Origin of the sequence: Pectobacterium parvum, assembly GCF_020971565.1 — a bacterium.
GTDB lineage: Bacteria > Pseudomonadota > Gammaproteobacteria > Enterobacterales > Enterobacteriaceae > Pectobacterium > Pectobacterium polare.
In genome coordinates this window covers 1,575,089-1,590,062 of the sequence record NZ_CP087392.1, presented here as the reverse complement: position 1 = coordinate 1,590,062, position 14,974 = coordinate 1,575,089, and the positions used below count along the sequence as shown (strand labels likewise).

Annotated in this window: 14 protein-coding genes and 2 pseudogenes; 4 read left to right on the top strand and 12 right to left on the bottom strand. The window is 38.1% G+C overall.

The window, feature by feature from the left end; all coding sequences use genetic code 11:
• Position 1: 1 nt before the first annotated feature.
• The 4 genes from LOZ86_RS07140 to LOZ86_RS07125 form a co-directional block, all read right to left on the bottom strand.
• On the bottom strand, positions 2-679 hold the full coding sequence (locus tag LOZ86_RS07140) for a YjbF family lipoprotein (RefSeq protein ID WP_230243017.1): 678 nt from the start codon (positions 677-679) through the stop codon (positions 2-4).
• Between the two features lie 75 nt (positions 680-754).
• A complete protein-coding gene (locus LOZ86_RS07135; RefSeq protein ID WP_230243016.1) occupies positions 755-1,039 on the bottom strand; it encodes a hypothetical protein in 285 nt (94 codons plus the stop codon).
• Between the two features lie 468 nt (positions 1,040-1,507).
• On the bottom strand, positions 1,508-2,914 hold the full coding sequence (gene gndA / locus LOZ86_RS07130; RefSeq protein ID WP_044203344.1) for an NADP-dependent phosphogluconate dehydrogenase: 1,407 nt from the start codon (positions 2,912-2,914) through the stop codon (positions 1,508-1,510).
• A 230-nt stretch (positions 2,915-3,144) separates the two neighbouring features.
• Positions 3,145-4,041, bottom strand: coding sequence for a sugar phosphate nucleotidyltransferase (locus tag LOZ86_RS07125; protein ID WP_044203345.1), 897 nt, complete (start codon positions 4,039-4,041; stop codon positions 3,145-3,147).
• A 240-nt stretch (positions 4,042-4,281) separates the two neighbouring features.
• Here LOZ86_RS07125 and rfbA point away from each other — a divergent pair, with 240 nt between their 5' ends.
• From rfbA to LOZ86_RS07105, 4 genes are all read left to right on the top strand, one after another.
• Entirely contained in the window at positions 4,282-5,151 is an 870-nt protein-coding gene (gene rfbA, locus LOZ86_RS07120; RefSeq protein ID WP_165708474.1) for a glucose-1-phosphate thymidylyltransferase RfbA, read from the top strand.
• A 1-nt stretch (position 5,152) separates the two neighbouring features.
• Positions 5,153-5,689: a dTDP-4-dehydrorhamnose 3,5-epimerase gene (gene rfbC, locus LOZ86_RS07115; protein WP_230243015.1), complete on the top strand. Its 537-nt coding sequence runs from the start codon at positions 5,153-5,155 to the stop codon at positions 5,687-5,689.
• Positions 5,686-6,528 (top strand): dTDP-4-dehydrorhamnose reductase, encoded by an 843-nt coding sequence (rfbD, locus tag LOZ86_RS07110; protein ID WP_230243014.1) that lies wholly within the window; start codon positions 5,686-5,688, stop codon positions 6,526-6,528. The genes rfbC and rfbD overlap by 4 nt, the downstream gene beginning before the upstream one ends.
• Positions 6,529-7,161: 633 nt before the next feature.
• Positions 7,162-8,199: an acyltransferase family protein gene (locus LOZ86_RS07105; protein ID WP_230243012.1), complete on the top strand. Its 1,038-nt coding sequence runs from the start codon at positions 7,162-7,164 to the stop codon at positions 8,197-8,199.
• A gap of 85 nt (positions 8,200-8,284) precedes the next feature.
• On the opposite strand, the pseudogene LOZ86_RS07100 reads toward LOZ86_RS07105, so the two are convergent.
• The 8 genes and pseudogenes from LOZ86_RS07100 to LOZ86_RS07065 form a co-directional block, all read right to left on the bottom strand.
• Positions 8,285-8,422 (bottom strand): annotated as a pseudogene (locus LOZ86_RS07100) (IS5/IS1182 family transposase); the annotation flags it as partial.
• Positions 8,423-8,490: 68 nt separating this feature from the next.
• Positions 8,491-8,792, bottom strand: a pseudogene (locus LOZ86_RS07095) (transposase); the annotation flags it as partial.
• Positions 8,793-9,189: 397 nt separating this feature from the next.
• Entirely contained in the window at positions 9,190-9,996 is an 807-nt protein-coding gene (locus LOZ86_RS07090; protein WP_230243011.1) for a glycosyltransferase family 2 protein, read from the bottom strand.
• Between the two features lie 2 nt (positions 9,997-9,998).
• Positions 9,999-11,033 (bottom strand): glycosyltransferase, encoded by a 1,035-nt coding sequence (locus LOZ86_RS07085; RefSeq protein ID WP_230243010.1) that lies wholly within the window; start codon positions 11,031-11,033, stop codon positions 9,999-10,001.
• The gene (locus LOZ86_RS07080) at positions 11,030-11,914 is read right to left on the bottom strand and encodes a glycosyltransferase family 2 protein (protein WP_230243009.1); all 885 of its coding nucleotides are present in this window, start codon (positions 11,912-11,914) and stop codon (positions 11,030-11,032) included. Before LOZ86_RS07080 ends, LOZ86_RS07085 begins: the two co-directional genes overlap by 4 nt.
• Positions 11,911-12,849 (bottom strand): EpsG family protein, encoded by a 939-nt coding sequence (locus LOZ86_RS07075; RefSeq protein ID WP_230243008.1) that lies wholly within the window; start codon positions 12,847-12,849, stop codon positions 11,911-11,913. Before LOZ86_RS07075 ends, LOZ86_RS07080 begins: the two co-directional genes overlap by 4 nt.
• Before the next feature lie 140 nt (positions 12,850-12,989).
• Positions 12,990-13,892, bottom strand: a complete 903-nt coding sequence (locus LOZ86_RS07070; RefSeq protein ID WP_230243007.1) for a glycosyltransferase family 8 protein — start codon at positions 13,890-13,892, stop codon at positions 12,990-12,992.
• On the bottom strand, positions 13,885-14,970 hold the full coding sequence (locus LOZ86_RS07065; RefSeq protein WP_230243006.1) for a polysaccharide pyruvyl transferase family protein: 1,086 nt from the start codon (positions 14,968-14,970) through the stop codon (positions 13,885-13,887). The genes LOZ86_RS07070 and LOZ86_RS07065 overlap by 8 nt, the downstream gene beginning before the upstream one ends.
• Positions 14,971-14,974: the final 4 nt, after the last annotated feature.

The window sequence follows — 14,974 nt, the reverse complement described above, 5'->3', positions numbered from 1 at the left end:
CTTATTGGACGTAGGGTTTTAATACGGTGAATTTGACCAATGCCATATCTGGCCCCATATACTGCTGGCTTTGAATGACATTTCCGTTAGTCGGATCGAGCCAATAGCTATTCGTATAAGATTCATTCAATGCGGGGACGGTCACCTGCTCATCAAAACGCAGCAGCTCACGCGGGATATCCAGAATTTTTACGGTTTCTTTGCCGCGAGCCTGAAAAACAGACGTGGTCGCGTACCCGCCCCGGAAGACCTGAGCCCATTCAACCCGGCTTTGCCATGTCATTGGCGTTGATGTCTTCAATAGGCCTAACGCCAGGGGATCGTGTTGCAGGTTATCCACATAGGTAATGTCTTCGCCGAAGCCCTGCGTTTTCACCAAACGACCATGTTGGGTCGATACCATATTTTTATCGGCCCCGATCCATTTCAACTGATTCTGCTCGGCGAAAGCGAGCACAACAAACGCCTGTGGCGCTTTACCCACTTTCAGATAGGCCGATGCATAGGGCGTATTGGCAACCTGTTTAGCCGTCACATGGGTGTCATCCTGGCCGAAAAATGCCAGCTTGAAGGTTTTCCCCACTTGATCCACATTTTGGGAACAGCCAGTCAGCACAATCGATAAAAGAGGTATGGCAATTAGCGCTCTCACCTTTGCCATTCGTTTTATTTTTGTCATGGAATGCAGTTCTCGTTGAACAGCGTAGCCCGGAAAAAGAAAGGCCACCGAAGTGGCCTTAGAATTAAAACGAAATTAACTACGAGTACCAGTAGTTGCCGTCGTTGTTCCCGCAGGAGAGCTGTCATCGTTGCTGGAAACAGCAACTGCAACAGCAACACCGATCGCAGCAGCAGCACCGACAGCAATCAGAGCAGTAGTACCAGCAGCAAAGCCAGCACCAGCGGCACCAGCAGCAGCAGCGCTGGTGGTCGTGGTGGTAGAGGTACCAGCAGCAGTGCTGCTAGAGACGCCATCAACAGCAAACGCGTTTGACGACATGGCCAGTACCGCAGCCAGCGTGATTAACGTTTTCTTCATTACGATTTCCTTTTTAACATGAAGTACTTCAGGGTGGGGTACCGTCGAAAAGACCATACCCCGTCCTTCATTTCAGCCAGCACAACAGCAAACCGATTTAGTTTTTGCGTCGTTACCGACCGTTACTGGGATCCTCCCAGTAATGAGTTACAGTTCAATGGCGATAAAACTATCAATGAGGAAATAACCCCTCTATGAGATAAAACCACCTCTGACAACCAACACCAGAAAACAAAACTACAACTCAATTTTTGCAACACCGTTAAAAATAGCAAGATCCCGATGTAATAAACAGCAATGATCTCAGTAAAAAAGCAGATTTCTTTAATGAAATTTACAGTATTCCAGAAAAAAAGTCATAGATATCTTAACGATATCGATCCACTGATTCATCAATACAAAAAACGCCAGATATTTCCTAATCTGGCGTTTTATTAACAAACGGCGCTATCTGAGCATAAGAAACGGCTATTCCAGCCACTCGGTATGGAATACGCCTTCTTTATCCGTACGCTTATAAGTATGTGCACCGAAATAGTCACGCTGAGCCTGAATCAGGTTAGCAGGCAACACGGCTGAACGGTAGCTGTCGTAATAAGCAATGGCCGCTGAGAAAGTTGGCGTCGGGATACCTTGCTGAACCGCGTAAGATACCACGTCGCGCAGCGCTTGCTGGTATTCGTCAGCCACTTTCTTGAAGTAAGGGGCCAACAGCAGGTTAGCGATATCTGCTTTCTGCTCGTACGCATCGGTGATTTTCTGCAGGAACTGTGCACGAATGATGCAGCCAGCACGGAAAATCTTGGCGATCTCACCGTAGTTCAGATCCCAGTTGTTCTCGTCTGATGCCGCTTTCAGCTGTGAGAAGCCTTGAGCATAAGAAACGATTTTACCTAGATACAGCGCACGGCGCACTTTCTCAACAAACTCGGCTTTATCACCGCCGAATGGCTGAGCCGTTGGGCCCGTCAGCACTTTAGAGGCCGCAACACGCTGATCTTTCAGTGAAGACAGGTAGCGGGCAAAAACGGATTCCGTGATCAGAGACAGCGGTTCACCTAGATCCAGAGAGCTTTGGCTGGTCCATTTACCGGTACCTTTGTTAGCTGCTTCATCCAGAATCACGTCAACCAGATAGTTACCGTCTTCATCTTTCTTCCTGAAGATATCTGCAGTGATCTCAATCAAATAGCTGCTTAGTTCGCCTTTGTTCCACTCAGAGAACGTCGCGGCAAGCTCGTCGTTGCCCAGATCCAGTGCCTGCTTAAGCAATGCATAAGCTTCAGCAATAAGCTGCATGTCGCCGTATTCAATGCCGTTATGCACCATCTTGACATAGTGGCCTGCGCCATCAGCACCAATATAGGTCACACAGGCTTCGCCGTCAGCACGCGCGGCAATCTGTTCCAGAATCGGCGCAACCAGCTCATACGCTTCTTTCTGACCACCCGGCATGATGGAAGGCCCTTTCAGCGCGCCTTCTTCCCCACCGGATACGCCAGTACCGATGAAGTTAAACCCTTCAGCGGACAGTTCGCGATTACGGCGAATCGTATCTTTATAGAAGGTGTTACCGCCATCGATCAGAATATCGCCCTTTTCCAGGTAAGGTTTCAGCGATTCAATCGTTTTATCGGTTGCTTCACCGGCCTTCACCATCAGCAGAATACGGCGTGGTTTTTCCAGGGATTCGACAAACTCTTCAACGGTGTAAGAAGGCACCAGTTTTTTACCCGGATTTTCCGCGATAACTTCATCAGTTTTATCGGAAGAACGGTTAAAGATGGAAACGCTATAGCCACGGCTCTCAATGTTCAGCGCCAGATTGCGCCCCATCACCGCCATACCGACAACGCCAATTTGCTGTTTGGACATTAAAGCAACTCCTGTCTGAAGGATAACCTGCCTGCAACGGCGACAACGTCTCGCGTTGCGACCTCGCAAGCAATTTAAAAACAGGCCGACATGGTAACTCAGCTTTGCGTGAGTGGGTAGTGATTGGTTTGATAGCGAAAGCTCACCCAATCGGAACGTATGGTGGGAAAAAGAAAAAGCCGCAGAACGATTCAACGATCTGCGGTTTTACAGCGAGTTATCACTCAATATTACTTTTTCAGCAGCGCCTTAATACTTTCTTTAAATTCGGCACCAAACTCAGGGTTGCGTAACCCATAAGACACAAATGCCTGCGCGTAACCCAACTTACGGCCACAGTTAAAGTTCTTTCCTGACATTTGCACAGCATCCACCTGCTGAGTCGCGATCATATCGGCAATCACATCCGTTAACTGAATACGTCCCCATGCACCAGGGAGCGCTTTATCCAGCAGTGGCCAGGCATCGGCAGTTAACACATAACGCCCTACTGCAGACAGGTCAGACCCTGTTTCAGACGGTGCCTCAGGTTTTTCAATCATAGAGGTAATCGCTGCGGCATCGCCGGGGTTCACCAGCGGTTTGTCACAATCGACGACAGAGTACTCTGGCAACACCTCATAAGGACGATGTTTAACCAGCACCTGACTACGCCCTGTTTCTTCAAAACGGGAGATCAACAGCGCCAGGTTTTCCTTCGTCTGATCGGCCGTACTTTCATCCAGCACCACATCCGGCAACACCACAACAAATGGACTATCGCCAATGATTGGGCGAGCACAGGAGACCGCATGCCCTAACCCCAGCGTTTCCCCCTGACGAACGTTCATGATCGTTACGCCTTTCGGGCAGATAGATTGAACTTCGGCCAGCAGTTGACGCTTTGCACGTTCTTCCAGCAGAGATTCAAGCTCAAACGAGGTATCGAAGTGGTTTTCAATCGCATTTTTCGACGCATGCGTCACCAGAACAATTTCTTTAATCCCCGCCCTCACACACTCGTTGACGATCTTCTCAATCACCGGGCGGTCAACCAGCGGCAACATTTCCTTAGGAATTGCCTTGGTCACTGGTAACAAATTCATCCCTAAACCTGCTACTGGGATAATCGCTTTTAATGATGTCATGGATTGACTCTCTTCAATCTGATGGTTTTTATCTAACTGTTTTGATCTGGCCGATCGTTTTCACCCAGCGAGGGTAATGCCATAACGCCACGCATGACACTAAGATTACACCCAATCAGCCATAAAGCGATCTCAGGTATCGACTTTTTCTGATACATCAGACAATTCTGGTGGAGCAGGGTGATATACTAAAGCGACTATTTAAAGACAACTTTTAATGAAATAAAGGTGGAGTTATTAATGAAAGGGATCGTGCTCGCAGGGGGAAGTGGCACTCGCTTATACCCGATTACTCGCGGAGTTTCTAAGCAGCTACTACCGATTTATGATAAACCGATGGTTTACTACCCGATTTCGGTTCTTATGCTCGCAGGCATACGTGAAATACTGATTATCACCACGCCTGAAGATATGCCAGCTTTTCAGCGTCTTTTAGGCGATGGTAGCCGTTTTGGTATTGAGCTGAGCTACGCGATTCAACCTAGCCCTGATGGATTGGCTCAAGCCTTTATCATCGGTGAAGAATTCATCAATGGGGAACGCTGCGCGCTGGTACTCGGTGATAATATTTATTTTGGTCAGAGCTTTGGTAAGAAACTCGAAGCCGTGGCAGCAAAAGAAGAAGGCGCAACAATCTTCGGCTATCAGGTTACTGATGCCGAGCGGTTTGGCGTCGTCGAATTCGATCAAGACTTCAAAGCATTATCTATTGAAGAAAAACCTACCGAACCTAAATCAAATTGGGCCGTTACCGGACTCTACTTCTACGATAAGAATATTGTAGAAATGGCGAAACAGGTCAAACCATCACACCGCGGTGAGTTAGAAATCACCACGCTGAATCAAATGTATCTAGAGCAAGGTAAGCTAGACGTTGAATTATTAGGACGTGGTTTCGCCTGGCTGGACACAGGTACGCATGACAGTCTGATTGAAGCATCACAATTTATTCATACCATTGAGAAGCGTCAGGGGCTGAAAGTTGCCTGCCTCGAAGAGATCGCATTTCGCAAAGGGTGGCTATCTAAACAGCAGGTTGCCGACGAAGCAAAAGTGATGATTAAAACGTCCTATGGGCAATATTTAAACCAACTCATCGCAGAAAAATAATATGCAAATTATTGATACTACTATTCACGGTGCAAAAATTATTCAGCCGAAAGTATTCGGCGATGCACGAGGTTTTTTTCTGGAAACGTTTGAGAAGAAACGCTATCAGAAGATGCTGAATATTGATGTAGACTTTGTTCAGGATAACCATTCCCGCTCAAGTAAAGGCGTATTACGCGGTCTGCATTTCCAGAAAACGAACCCACAAGGAAAGCTCGTCCGTGTTGTACACGGTGAGGTGTTTGATGTTGCCGTAGATATTCGTCAGAACTCCCCTTCCTACGGTGAATGGTGCGGTGTAACACTGTCGGAAGAAAACAAAACCCAGTTCTGGCTACCGCCCGGCTTAGCGCATGGTTTTGTTGTGCTCTCTGATATTGCCGATTTCGAATATAAATGTACGGATTATTATGATCCGAGCGATGAAGGCTGCCTGTTATGGAATGATCCTGCGATTGGCATTGAATGGCCAATATCAGCCCCGCTGTTATCCGAAAAAGATAAGTTAGGTAGGTTATTCAAGGATCTAGCAAAATGAAAATATTACTGACAGGTGCGAATGGGCAATTGGGTCGCTGTTTTCAGGATCGCTTACCAGCAGAATGGGAAATTTTGGCAACCGATACAGCTGAACTCGACATTACGGATCTAGAACATGTCGAGCAAACAGTAAAACAATTTAAGCCAGACGCCATCGTCAATGCTGCTGCGTACACCGCCGTAGACAAGGCGGAATCAGAACCTGAACTTGCAGAAAAGATCAACGCTACAGGCCCAGAGAATTTAGCCATTGTCGCCAGCAAGCAAGGTATTCGGTTAGTCCATGTTTCTACTGATTATGTCTTTGATGGGAATGCAACAGAGCCTTACCACGAAGACAGTGCAACAAATCCGCTAAGTGTTTATGGTAAAACCAAGCTGGCAGGTGAACAAGCGGTAGCAAAAATCTCCCCCGAGGCAATTATTGTTCGTACCGCCTGGGTATTTAGTGAATACGGCAATAATTTCGTGAAAACCATGCTACGGCTAGCTAAAGAACGAGATGCATTAAGTATCGTTGACGACCAGCGAGGCTGCCCAACTTATGCAGGAGATTTGGCACAGGCGATTATTTCCCTTCTGGAAAAAAATGCTGAAGGCGGAATTTATCACTACTGTGGTGATAAAGAGGTGAGTTGGTATGAATTTGCAAAAATTATATTTGAAATAGCCAAAGAACAAGGTATTATAAAAAAAATACCAAAGGTTATTTCGATCACTACAGAGCACTATCCAACCCCTGCACATAGACCTCAATATTCTTCACTAGCATGCGAAAAAATCAGAAAAATAGCAATCACTCCTTCTAATTGGTTAAAATCACTTACGGTTATCTAAACACAGCATCGACTATTTACAATAGGTAACAAAACTGCCAAATTGATAATCGGAAAAATGGTATCTGAACAAAACCCATAGTAGAGAATGATTAAAGAACATACTGAAAATTCATCGATATGTTCTTTTATTGCTAACTCAAAACCACGTCCTGTGGGCGTGGTCATCAGTATATTTTGGCTCTGCCTTATTGTCTTTTGATTTAAGTTTAACAGGACTGGCAGAGACTTTTTTTAGGGATTTTAGTACGCCCCTCTGGGGCGCATTCAATGCCACCTGCTACGCAGGTGGATTTTTACTCAGTACTAAATTAAGCGATAAAAAAAATTGGCGCAGGGCGCAGATGGTGGAAACTTAGAGCATATAATTAGATACGCGAAAAATATACAATCGCTTTCAAGAGTTCTACTTTTTAGGAAAGACGTATGAATCATAGTTGTGTTTATGCAGTGCATCGAGTTACTTTATAGAATATAGAGTCTATTATTGCGGTAGGTTCTAAACCAACCTTACAGGGAAATATTTACTACATTTATGTAGTGCATGTTCTACTTATATGACGTTGGGATCATCTTAAATAAATAGGGTATCCTTTTATTGGTTTTTTAACGAATTTTAATTAAAAGCGCCAAGATGAACGAAAAAAATAATTTTGATATAGTACGGCTATCACTCGCATTTACTGTAATGTTGGTCCACGCAGCACAACTTACGAAAAATAGTGACATCCAATTTTTATCAGACTATCTAAACAGTGATTTTGCTGTAAAAGGATTTTTTACAATAAGTGGATTTCTTATTGCAAAAAGTTATTTAAGAAGTGAATCAATCACATCTTATTTTATTAAAAGAGCACAAAGAATACTTCCCGCCTATATTTTTGTCATTATCATGTGCTTTTTCATTGGAATGTGTTTGACAACGTTACCAATAATGAATTTCTTACAAAGAGAAGAGAGTTTTAAATATCTGATAGCTAATCTTTCATTTCTGAATTTTATCCAACCAAATCTTCCTGGAGTATTTAGTAACAATCCCCTACAAGCGATGGATGGTTCACTATGGACAATTAAGGCAGAAGTTGGACTCTATATCTTATTACCATTTACACTGACTCTAATGAAGAAGAACCCTCTGAAGGTATGGGGGATGATTTTTATCATTTCATGTGTTTGGTTCTTCTACTTCACTTCAATATACAGTGGACCGAAAGCAGAAACTCTAGCCAAGCAATTTATTTATCTTTCTCCTTACTTTTTCTTTGGCAGTCTTTTGGCTATACATAAAACAACCTTTGATCGCCTGAAGGATATTACTATTGTCTCATTAGTTATTTTTCTATTGTTTAAAAACACAGGTTATGCATTTATTTTTGAACCTGTAGCATTCTCATCAATAGTAATTATATTCTGCACCAATCTGTGTAAAGAAATAAAAATCAGCAAATACGGAGATCTTTCTTATGGAATATATCTCTATCACTTTCCAATTATTCAGGTTTTACAACACTACAATGTGTTTGATATTAACGCATCCCTAGGGCTATCAGCAACCATTTTAATTACTATATCAATGGCTTACATCTCTTGGCATCACCTAGAGAGTCGTTTCCTAAAGCGCATGCAGCGCCCCCAAGCATCAGCGATGCCATCCACCACTGCACGTGATTGAGTAACGGTAAATATAATAGATCATTATTTATAGAATGCCAGTCAGTTAAAAACTGGCTGGCTGTTTTATGTGCTTTTATAAGAACTTATCCTAATAGAATTTTATTCCAGACAATAATGCCACAGGAAAAATGCAGCATCGCCTCATAGTTTTCGACTTTTTTCTCCCAACGAGTCTGAAGCCGATGGAAGCGATTCATCCAACTGTGCGTTCGCCCTATAACCTACAGACGGGCTTTGTAATTCATATTATCTTTGCCTAGAATCGAATTCTTTCTTACGTGATGGGATAGTTGTCACGGATAAAGGCGTACCTCAGTCGGACTGCTTTGCGAAGTACGCCGCGGCTTTTTTTAATATGTCCCGTTCGTCAGTAACCCGCTTCAGCTCCTTCTGGAGTCGGCGGATCTCGGCCTGAGCATCTGACTGCTCTTTGTTGGTGGAAGAGTCCGGCCCGTACTTCTTTATCCAGGCATAAAGACTGTGGGTAGTGATATCGAGATGTGTTGCAACACTGGAAACAGAATGGCCACGCTCAACAACCTGTTTGACTGCTTCAATTTTAAACTCTTCAGGATAACGCTTACTGCTCATGTGCACCTCTCTTTAAGCCATTTTAAATGACTCTGAGGTGTCTGTTAAACCCGTGGCGATTCAGTCTCAGCCCGGAACAGTTTGAAAAACAGAACCTTACTTAGGGCTTTGTTCACATTACGTGGGTAGGTTCAAACTTCTTCTTTGATTAAAAAACCTTGTAGTCAAGATCAATAATTCGGCGGACAAAAAAACACACTTAGCACTTTAATATTACATAATTTATAAATTTTTCAGATATCCCCCAATCTCGCATCCTCTTTAAAAAACACTAGTTAACTCCGAAGAATTTATTTAAATTCAACATCCTCTAATGCTTGCAATGTGATTTCTAGCAGAAAAAAAATAACTTACCATATACAGAAACTCACTCTTGCATAGAATTAATATTTTTATTTTATTTTATTTTATTAAAGGTTTTTATAGATAAACGCCGAAAAAACTTTAACAATGAGAACACGAATAAAAGTAAGAATTTATTTTTTGATATTTTCTTATCACAAACCAATGAAATATAATTACTTAATTCCCCAATTTCCATTTTTAATAAATTAGAAGCTAAACCATTTGAAGAAAAAGCATGCTTACCACCACCATAAATTATTGACACCTTGGAATCTATTGCACATTTCCCTTGGTAGCAAATATTATAAAAAAGTAAGGCATCCTCAGAGTACCTCATTCCATTTTTAAAACCACCAACGTCAAAAAAGACATTTCTTTTCATTAATACAGTGGATGGCTGAAAGTAATTCTTAAATATTATTTTTTCAAAATCAACACAATAAAAAGAATCAATTATTTTTTTTAAACCATCAAAATTTGCATTTAACCCATCAAAATTCGAACCACATAATACATAATCAGGATTACTACGCATGAAATCCACTTGTCGCCTTAATTTACCGGGCATCCATATATCATCCGAATCAAGAAAAGCTATATAGTCACCGCTAGATAATTTAACCCCATTATTTCTTGCTGTTGCCACACCATAATTTTCCTGATCAATAATTTGAATATCATAGATATCATACTCATTTTTAAAATAATTTATTTTATTAACTGTAAAATCAGATGAACCATCATTTATTATAATAATCTCTATCTCATCGCTAGAAAAACCTTGATTTAAAATTGATTTTAGCGAATCAATGATTGTTTTTTCTGAGTTAAAAGCAGGAACAACTACGCTTATTTTCATATTTAACAATTAAGTAAATTAACCCATTTAGGCATGATTTCATCTGTAGAATATTTCTTTGCTGTTTCTACTGCGCTTTTCATTATATGATATAAATTATCGTAATTATTAATGACCTCTTCACATTTCTCCTCAAGTTTTAATACATTCCCATTCTCAACAAGAAATCCATTTACTCTATCCTGAATCAATTCACCTGGTCCCGTTGGACAATCGTAACTAATGACAATACAGCCTTGGGACATTGCTTCAAGGATAACCATCGAAAAACTTTCGCGATAAGAAGTAACAACTAATATCTTAGCATTTCTCATATGTTCAAAAACATTATCGCTTCGACCTGCTAGTATCTCAAACCTTTGCAAATTAATAATATTTTCTTCTTCTTCTCCACACCCGTATAGTTTGCAATTTTTAACAATTCCTTTTGAAATAAGAGAATTAGATAATTTTATAAAATGTTCGAACCGTTTTATAACATTTAATCGACCCACTGCAATAATATCTATTTCTCGATCTTTCCATCTTTTTTCTGGCAAGTATTTAGGATATATTAAAATATTAGGTAACACATTAACGCATTTGTGCCACCTAGCATAAAAAGCATGATCTTTTTGTGTCAACGCAAGAACATTATTAACTCTACCATAGCAGAGCCTTCTAATACCTCGTATCAACTTTCTATGTGCAAAATAATCAGCATGTTGATGTGATATCAATACATTTTTTTTCTTTAAAAGAAAAAAAATAAACGCTAACATAATCGATATTCTATCATATGTGGATATTACAGTTATTCTATCATTCAAATTTTTACTATATTCATATAATGCCCAAAAATCACCTTTATTGTTTTTATCTATTATTACGGGGGAGAACGCAGACGATAGAGGCTTTCCCTTATTTGAAGGTCTGAGAGATAGTAGTTCAACATTCAAACCATATTCAGTAAAAGATTGCATTAATGAAAATGATGCTCTTTCGATTCCACCAACATCGAAAGCATTAAGTAATATCAAATGAGTTTTGGGATTCATAAATACTTATTTTCCAAGTCGAGAAGAGTTTTCCAGAAATTTTTTTTAGATGGATTTTTGAAGAAAAAAATCATCCTCAAGTAAGCGTTTATAAAAAAAAGAACCTTGCAAGTTATTCGTTCTATTTTAGAAAGATTTTTTTTGTAATACATTGATTTACTTTTAAAACCACGTTCTAGTGTTTTTATTTTTATACCCTCAGAACCACCTTCCAAATGAATAGCTCGGACAAACGGTGATGAGATTATATTTGAGCCTATTTTTTTTGCTCTTAAAAATAAATCGGTCTCTTCATAATACATAAAATAATCAGGATCAAATCCATTAATTTTTCTGAATGTATCCCTTGAAAGAAAAAAACAGGCTCCGGATACAGGCCCATCAATAATAATGTTTTTGTTTTTTTTATTAGCAAACATGTATGAAGATGGAAGAATGAGAGCAATCAAATTCAACAGTTCCAATTTAACACCAGGAAATGCTCTACAGAATGAAGTATTGGGCTTTAGATCTACATCATATAAACTAGCGCCGATAATATCATTTTTTTTGTAAGAGAGTATAACTTTTTTAAACTCTGTACAAATGTCATTTAGCAAAATCACATCAGAATTTAGGAACAGTAAAAACTCACCACTTGCATATAAAGCACCTATGTTATTAGCTTTGCCAAAACCTAAGTTCTCACCACTCTGAATAAAAGTTACGGATGGATATTTTTTCTTAATTACAAACTCACTACCGTCAGAAGATGAATTATCAACAACAATAATTTCATATATATTTTCATCACAAATATCGATTATAGAATCAATTGTTTGAATTGTCAGAGCCAATGTATTAAAACTTACAATTATTATACTTACATCTGGTTTTTTCATATTACAAGATCTATTAGTGGTGGAATATTTAGCAGTTGATAATATGCACTATAATTTGATAAGAAAAAGATATAATAAAAAATAACAAAAAGAGAAGTAAGAAAATATTTTCTCTTATTTCTATTAATTTCCAAAAATAACATCATTAAAAGAGGATATGTAATAAACTCAATTTTTAACAAAATCCTTCTATGCATGTCTGGGAAAGATGCAAACATAGATGCTGCAATAACTATTAATATGATAAATTTTATTACTCTATACGATCGGCTATCATACTCAGAACGGCCAAGCAAAAACAAAGAAAATAACAGTATAATAATATACCTTACAATTACTGTTTTTGAAGAAGACAAATCACGCGAATAAAAAACAAGCAAGGAATTTATTTTCTCACCAAAAAATGGAAGGGACAGCAAGAAATCTTTAATTATAAATGACAATAAAAAAACAGAAGTAAATGCAATTAAAACTCTTGTGTTATTTATATTTAATTTCATCAAAAAAGGAATAAATAAAAAAATGAAAGCTCCTTTATGGAAAAGTATTGCAACAACAATAAAAATCAAATATTTTACATATTGACTTTTAATCAAAAACACGAGAGAAACCAGGACAATTGCCGTCGATATACCATCTCTTACAGTTTCAAATGTCATGTAATAGTATGGAAAAAAAGCCAATGAAGATGCAATAGCAAATATAGCAGCTTTTATTTCAGCATTGAGAATTTTAGATATTTTCAACAATGAATAAATATATATCGATGTTGTTAATAATGAAACAAAAAATATATACTCAGTAAACCCCAAACCAATAGACAAAGAAAATTCAGTTAATCTACTAAATAAATACTCAAATCTGTCATTCTCAAATACATTTGTATAATACTCATAATAGTTTTCAGTATCGCCATAATGCACTGTCCTTAACACAGGAAAAATGCATAATAGAGCAAATAAAATCGATATGTATATATATGATATTTTTTTTACATCAACTAATGACAACATCATCAATGAAAAAAATAAGACCATATTTATTATGGTAATGAGTTGAAGTTTTTCGTTCATTTTTAATAAAAGTAATTAACTCTTTTAGGACGTAAACCAAATTTATCCAATAGAACAATTGAATAATGAATAATTATTTCTTTTATTGAGTGATTAGGTTTAACCATATTTAGTCTAATATCAGAAAAATATTCCAGATACTCTATTTTGTATATGGTTCTACATGTTGACAACCATGGTTTATCACCAGAAAAATGTAATATAACTGGATAATGAGAGTTATACTTATTATAGTCAGACATCATTTGATCATGAGTATAATATAAACTTTGATATGGAGTTAAAAAATTCCATCTGTAATGCAATTTTTTCCATTTATTAGCCAATATAACATTAAGTGCATCCTGGTCTGGATGCGTTATTAAATGATTACTATTATTTATAAATGATATACACTTTTTCGTTAACTGATACTCTCTACAATATATCAAATTGAAAAGTAACACACCAGAGTTGAAATATCCATATTCTGGGTTGCATCCAATATCAGTAATCATCGGGGCAATAGGACTGAGAACATCTTCAACAGCAGCAACTGCATAGTCACTTAAATCAGTATCAAATAGCTCATCTAAAGCCCCTCTAATTAAAATATCACAATCGCAGTATAAGGCTTTATCAATATCACTCCCCAACAACACAGGTATTAATAATCGATAATAAATAGCTTTTGGCCATTTTGATGATGTAGGCATACCGTTAAATATCGATGAATCAACATCATAAAACTTAATTTGAGCAGTATCGCTTAAAAAACTTTTCAAAAAGCGTTCGCCGTCTCCATCAATGTCATGAGATAATATGTGAAAAAACACATTATCATTATATTTACATGTTGAAATAATGAAAATTGCACAATATTTTATATAATTTCTGTCTATATTAAGGATGATATTTTTAATCATTGATTGTTTTCCGTAAAAATGATAATGATTCCGCTCTTCGCATTTTTAATTTTTCGTTTAAAGCTTGATAATTAATTTCTCTGTACTGATCATAATTGAAATCAGATGAAACAACTAAATTATTTTCTATTCCTAACAAATTAAACAATGATTCAGTACGATTATTCACGCCATTTTTCACTTTTAGCGCTACAAATTGAACTCCAAAAATTATCGAAAACGCACAACCATGATATGAAGTAGTTAACACAAAACTAGCTTTACTAAATAGATCTATGAACTCATCAGGAGATGTATCACTAAGTGTATTTTCCCCATAGCGCCAACTACTAGAAGTAGTTATTGTTATGACTTTTAAATTTAATTTATGGGCAATGTCATTAGCAATTCTAATTGTATTTTCATCTTTGTAGTTTTCATAAACTAGCAAATATGGTTCATTAATATTTTTTTCTTTTGCAATTTCCCTCCACTCGCTCGGCGTTAGTAGCAAGGTTGGGTCAAGATTTTGGGTTGCAATAGTACTCTGCGCTCTTTTATTAACCCAAGTAGCCAGAGAACTTTCTCTTACACCAACATTTCTCAATGTTCTAATTTTTTTTAAAATGGAGGTCTCTTCAATTGGTGACAAGTTTAGGGATTCCGCGCTTGCCGCATACGAAAAGCAATACGCGTTATTACTCTCTGGAAGAATCCCATAACATATATCATCGACACCTCCTGTAATCTTAGGATTCCATATTTGGTCACTGCCTACTATAATATGAGTTAGCGAACATACTTCACTACTGTCCCAATCATAAAGATAGTTTTCAATAAATAAATCAAAACCTTTATATCTCTTATTTCTTCTTTTATAATCAAGGGCATAACCAATATATCTTTTTATTTTATATATCCCCTTGTCATTGTATGTAGGATACTTACAGTATTTTTCTTTTAACCATTGTGGATTGTAATTATAAAATTTAACTATGCCTCCCATATTAGACACAATTTTTTTTAAAGCATATGCTTGCAGAACGGCACCGTAATTATGGGCTTTATGAAAAGTAACAATCCCGATTTTCTTTTCCATTAAA

Coding starts and splice junctions, on each gene's coding strand:
- LOZ86_RS07140 (WP_230243017.1), bottom strand. CDS start 679: ATGACAAAAATAAAACGAATGGCAAAGGTGAGAGCGCTAATTGCCATA.
- LOZ86_RS07135 (WP_230243016.1), bottom strand. CDS start 1,039: ATGAAGAAAACGTTAATCACGCTGGCTGCGGTACTGGCCATGTCGTCA.
- gndA (WP_044203344.1), bottom strand. CDS start 2,914: ATGTCCAAACAGCAAATTGGCGTTGTCGGTATGGCGGTGATGGGGCGC.
- LOZ86_RS07125 (WP_044203345.1), bottom strand. CDS start 4,041: ATGACATCATTAAAAGCGATTATCCCAGTAGCAGGTTTAGGGATGAAT.
- rfbA (WP_165708474.1), top strand. CDS start 4,282: ATGAAAGGGATCGTGCTCGCAGGGGGAAGTGGCACTCGCTTATACCCG.
- rfbC (WP_230243015.1), top strand. CDS start 5,153: ATGCAAATTATTGATACTACTATTCACGGTGCAAAAATTATTCAGCCG.
- rfbD (WP_230243014.1), top strand. CDS start 5,686: ATGAAAATATTACTGACAGGTGCGAATGGGCAATTGGGTCGCTGTTTT.
- LOZ86_RS07105 (WP_230243012.1), top strand. CDS start 7,162: ATGAACGAAAAAAATAATTTTGATATAGTACGGCTATCACTCGCATTT.
- LOZ86_RS07090 (WP_230243011.1), bottom strand. CDS start 9,996: ATGAAAATAAGCGTAGTTGTTCCTGCTTTTAACTCAGAAAAAACAATC.
- LOZ86_RS07085 (WP_230243010.1), bottom strand. CDS start 11,033: ATGAATCCCAAAACTCATTTGATATTACTTAATGCTTTCGATGTTGGT.
- LOZ86_RS07080 (WP_230243009.1), bottom strand. CDS start 11,914: ATGAAAAAACCAGATGTAAGTATAATAATTGTAAGTTTTAATACATTG.
- LOZ86_RS07070 (WP_230243007.1), bottom strand. CDS start 13,892: ATGATTAAAAATATCATCCTTAATATAGACAGAAATTATATAAAATAT.
- LOZ86_RS07065 (WP_230243006.1), bottom strand. CDS start 14,970: ATGGAAAAGAAAATCGGGATTGTTACTTTTCATAAAGCCCATAATTAC.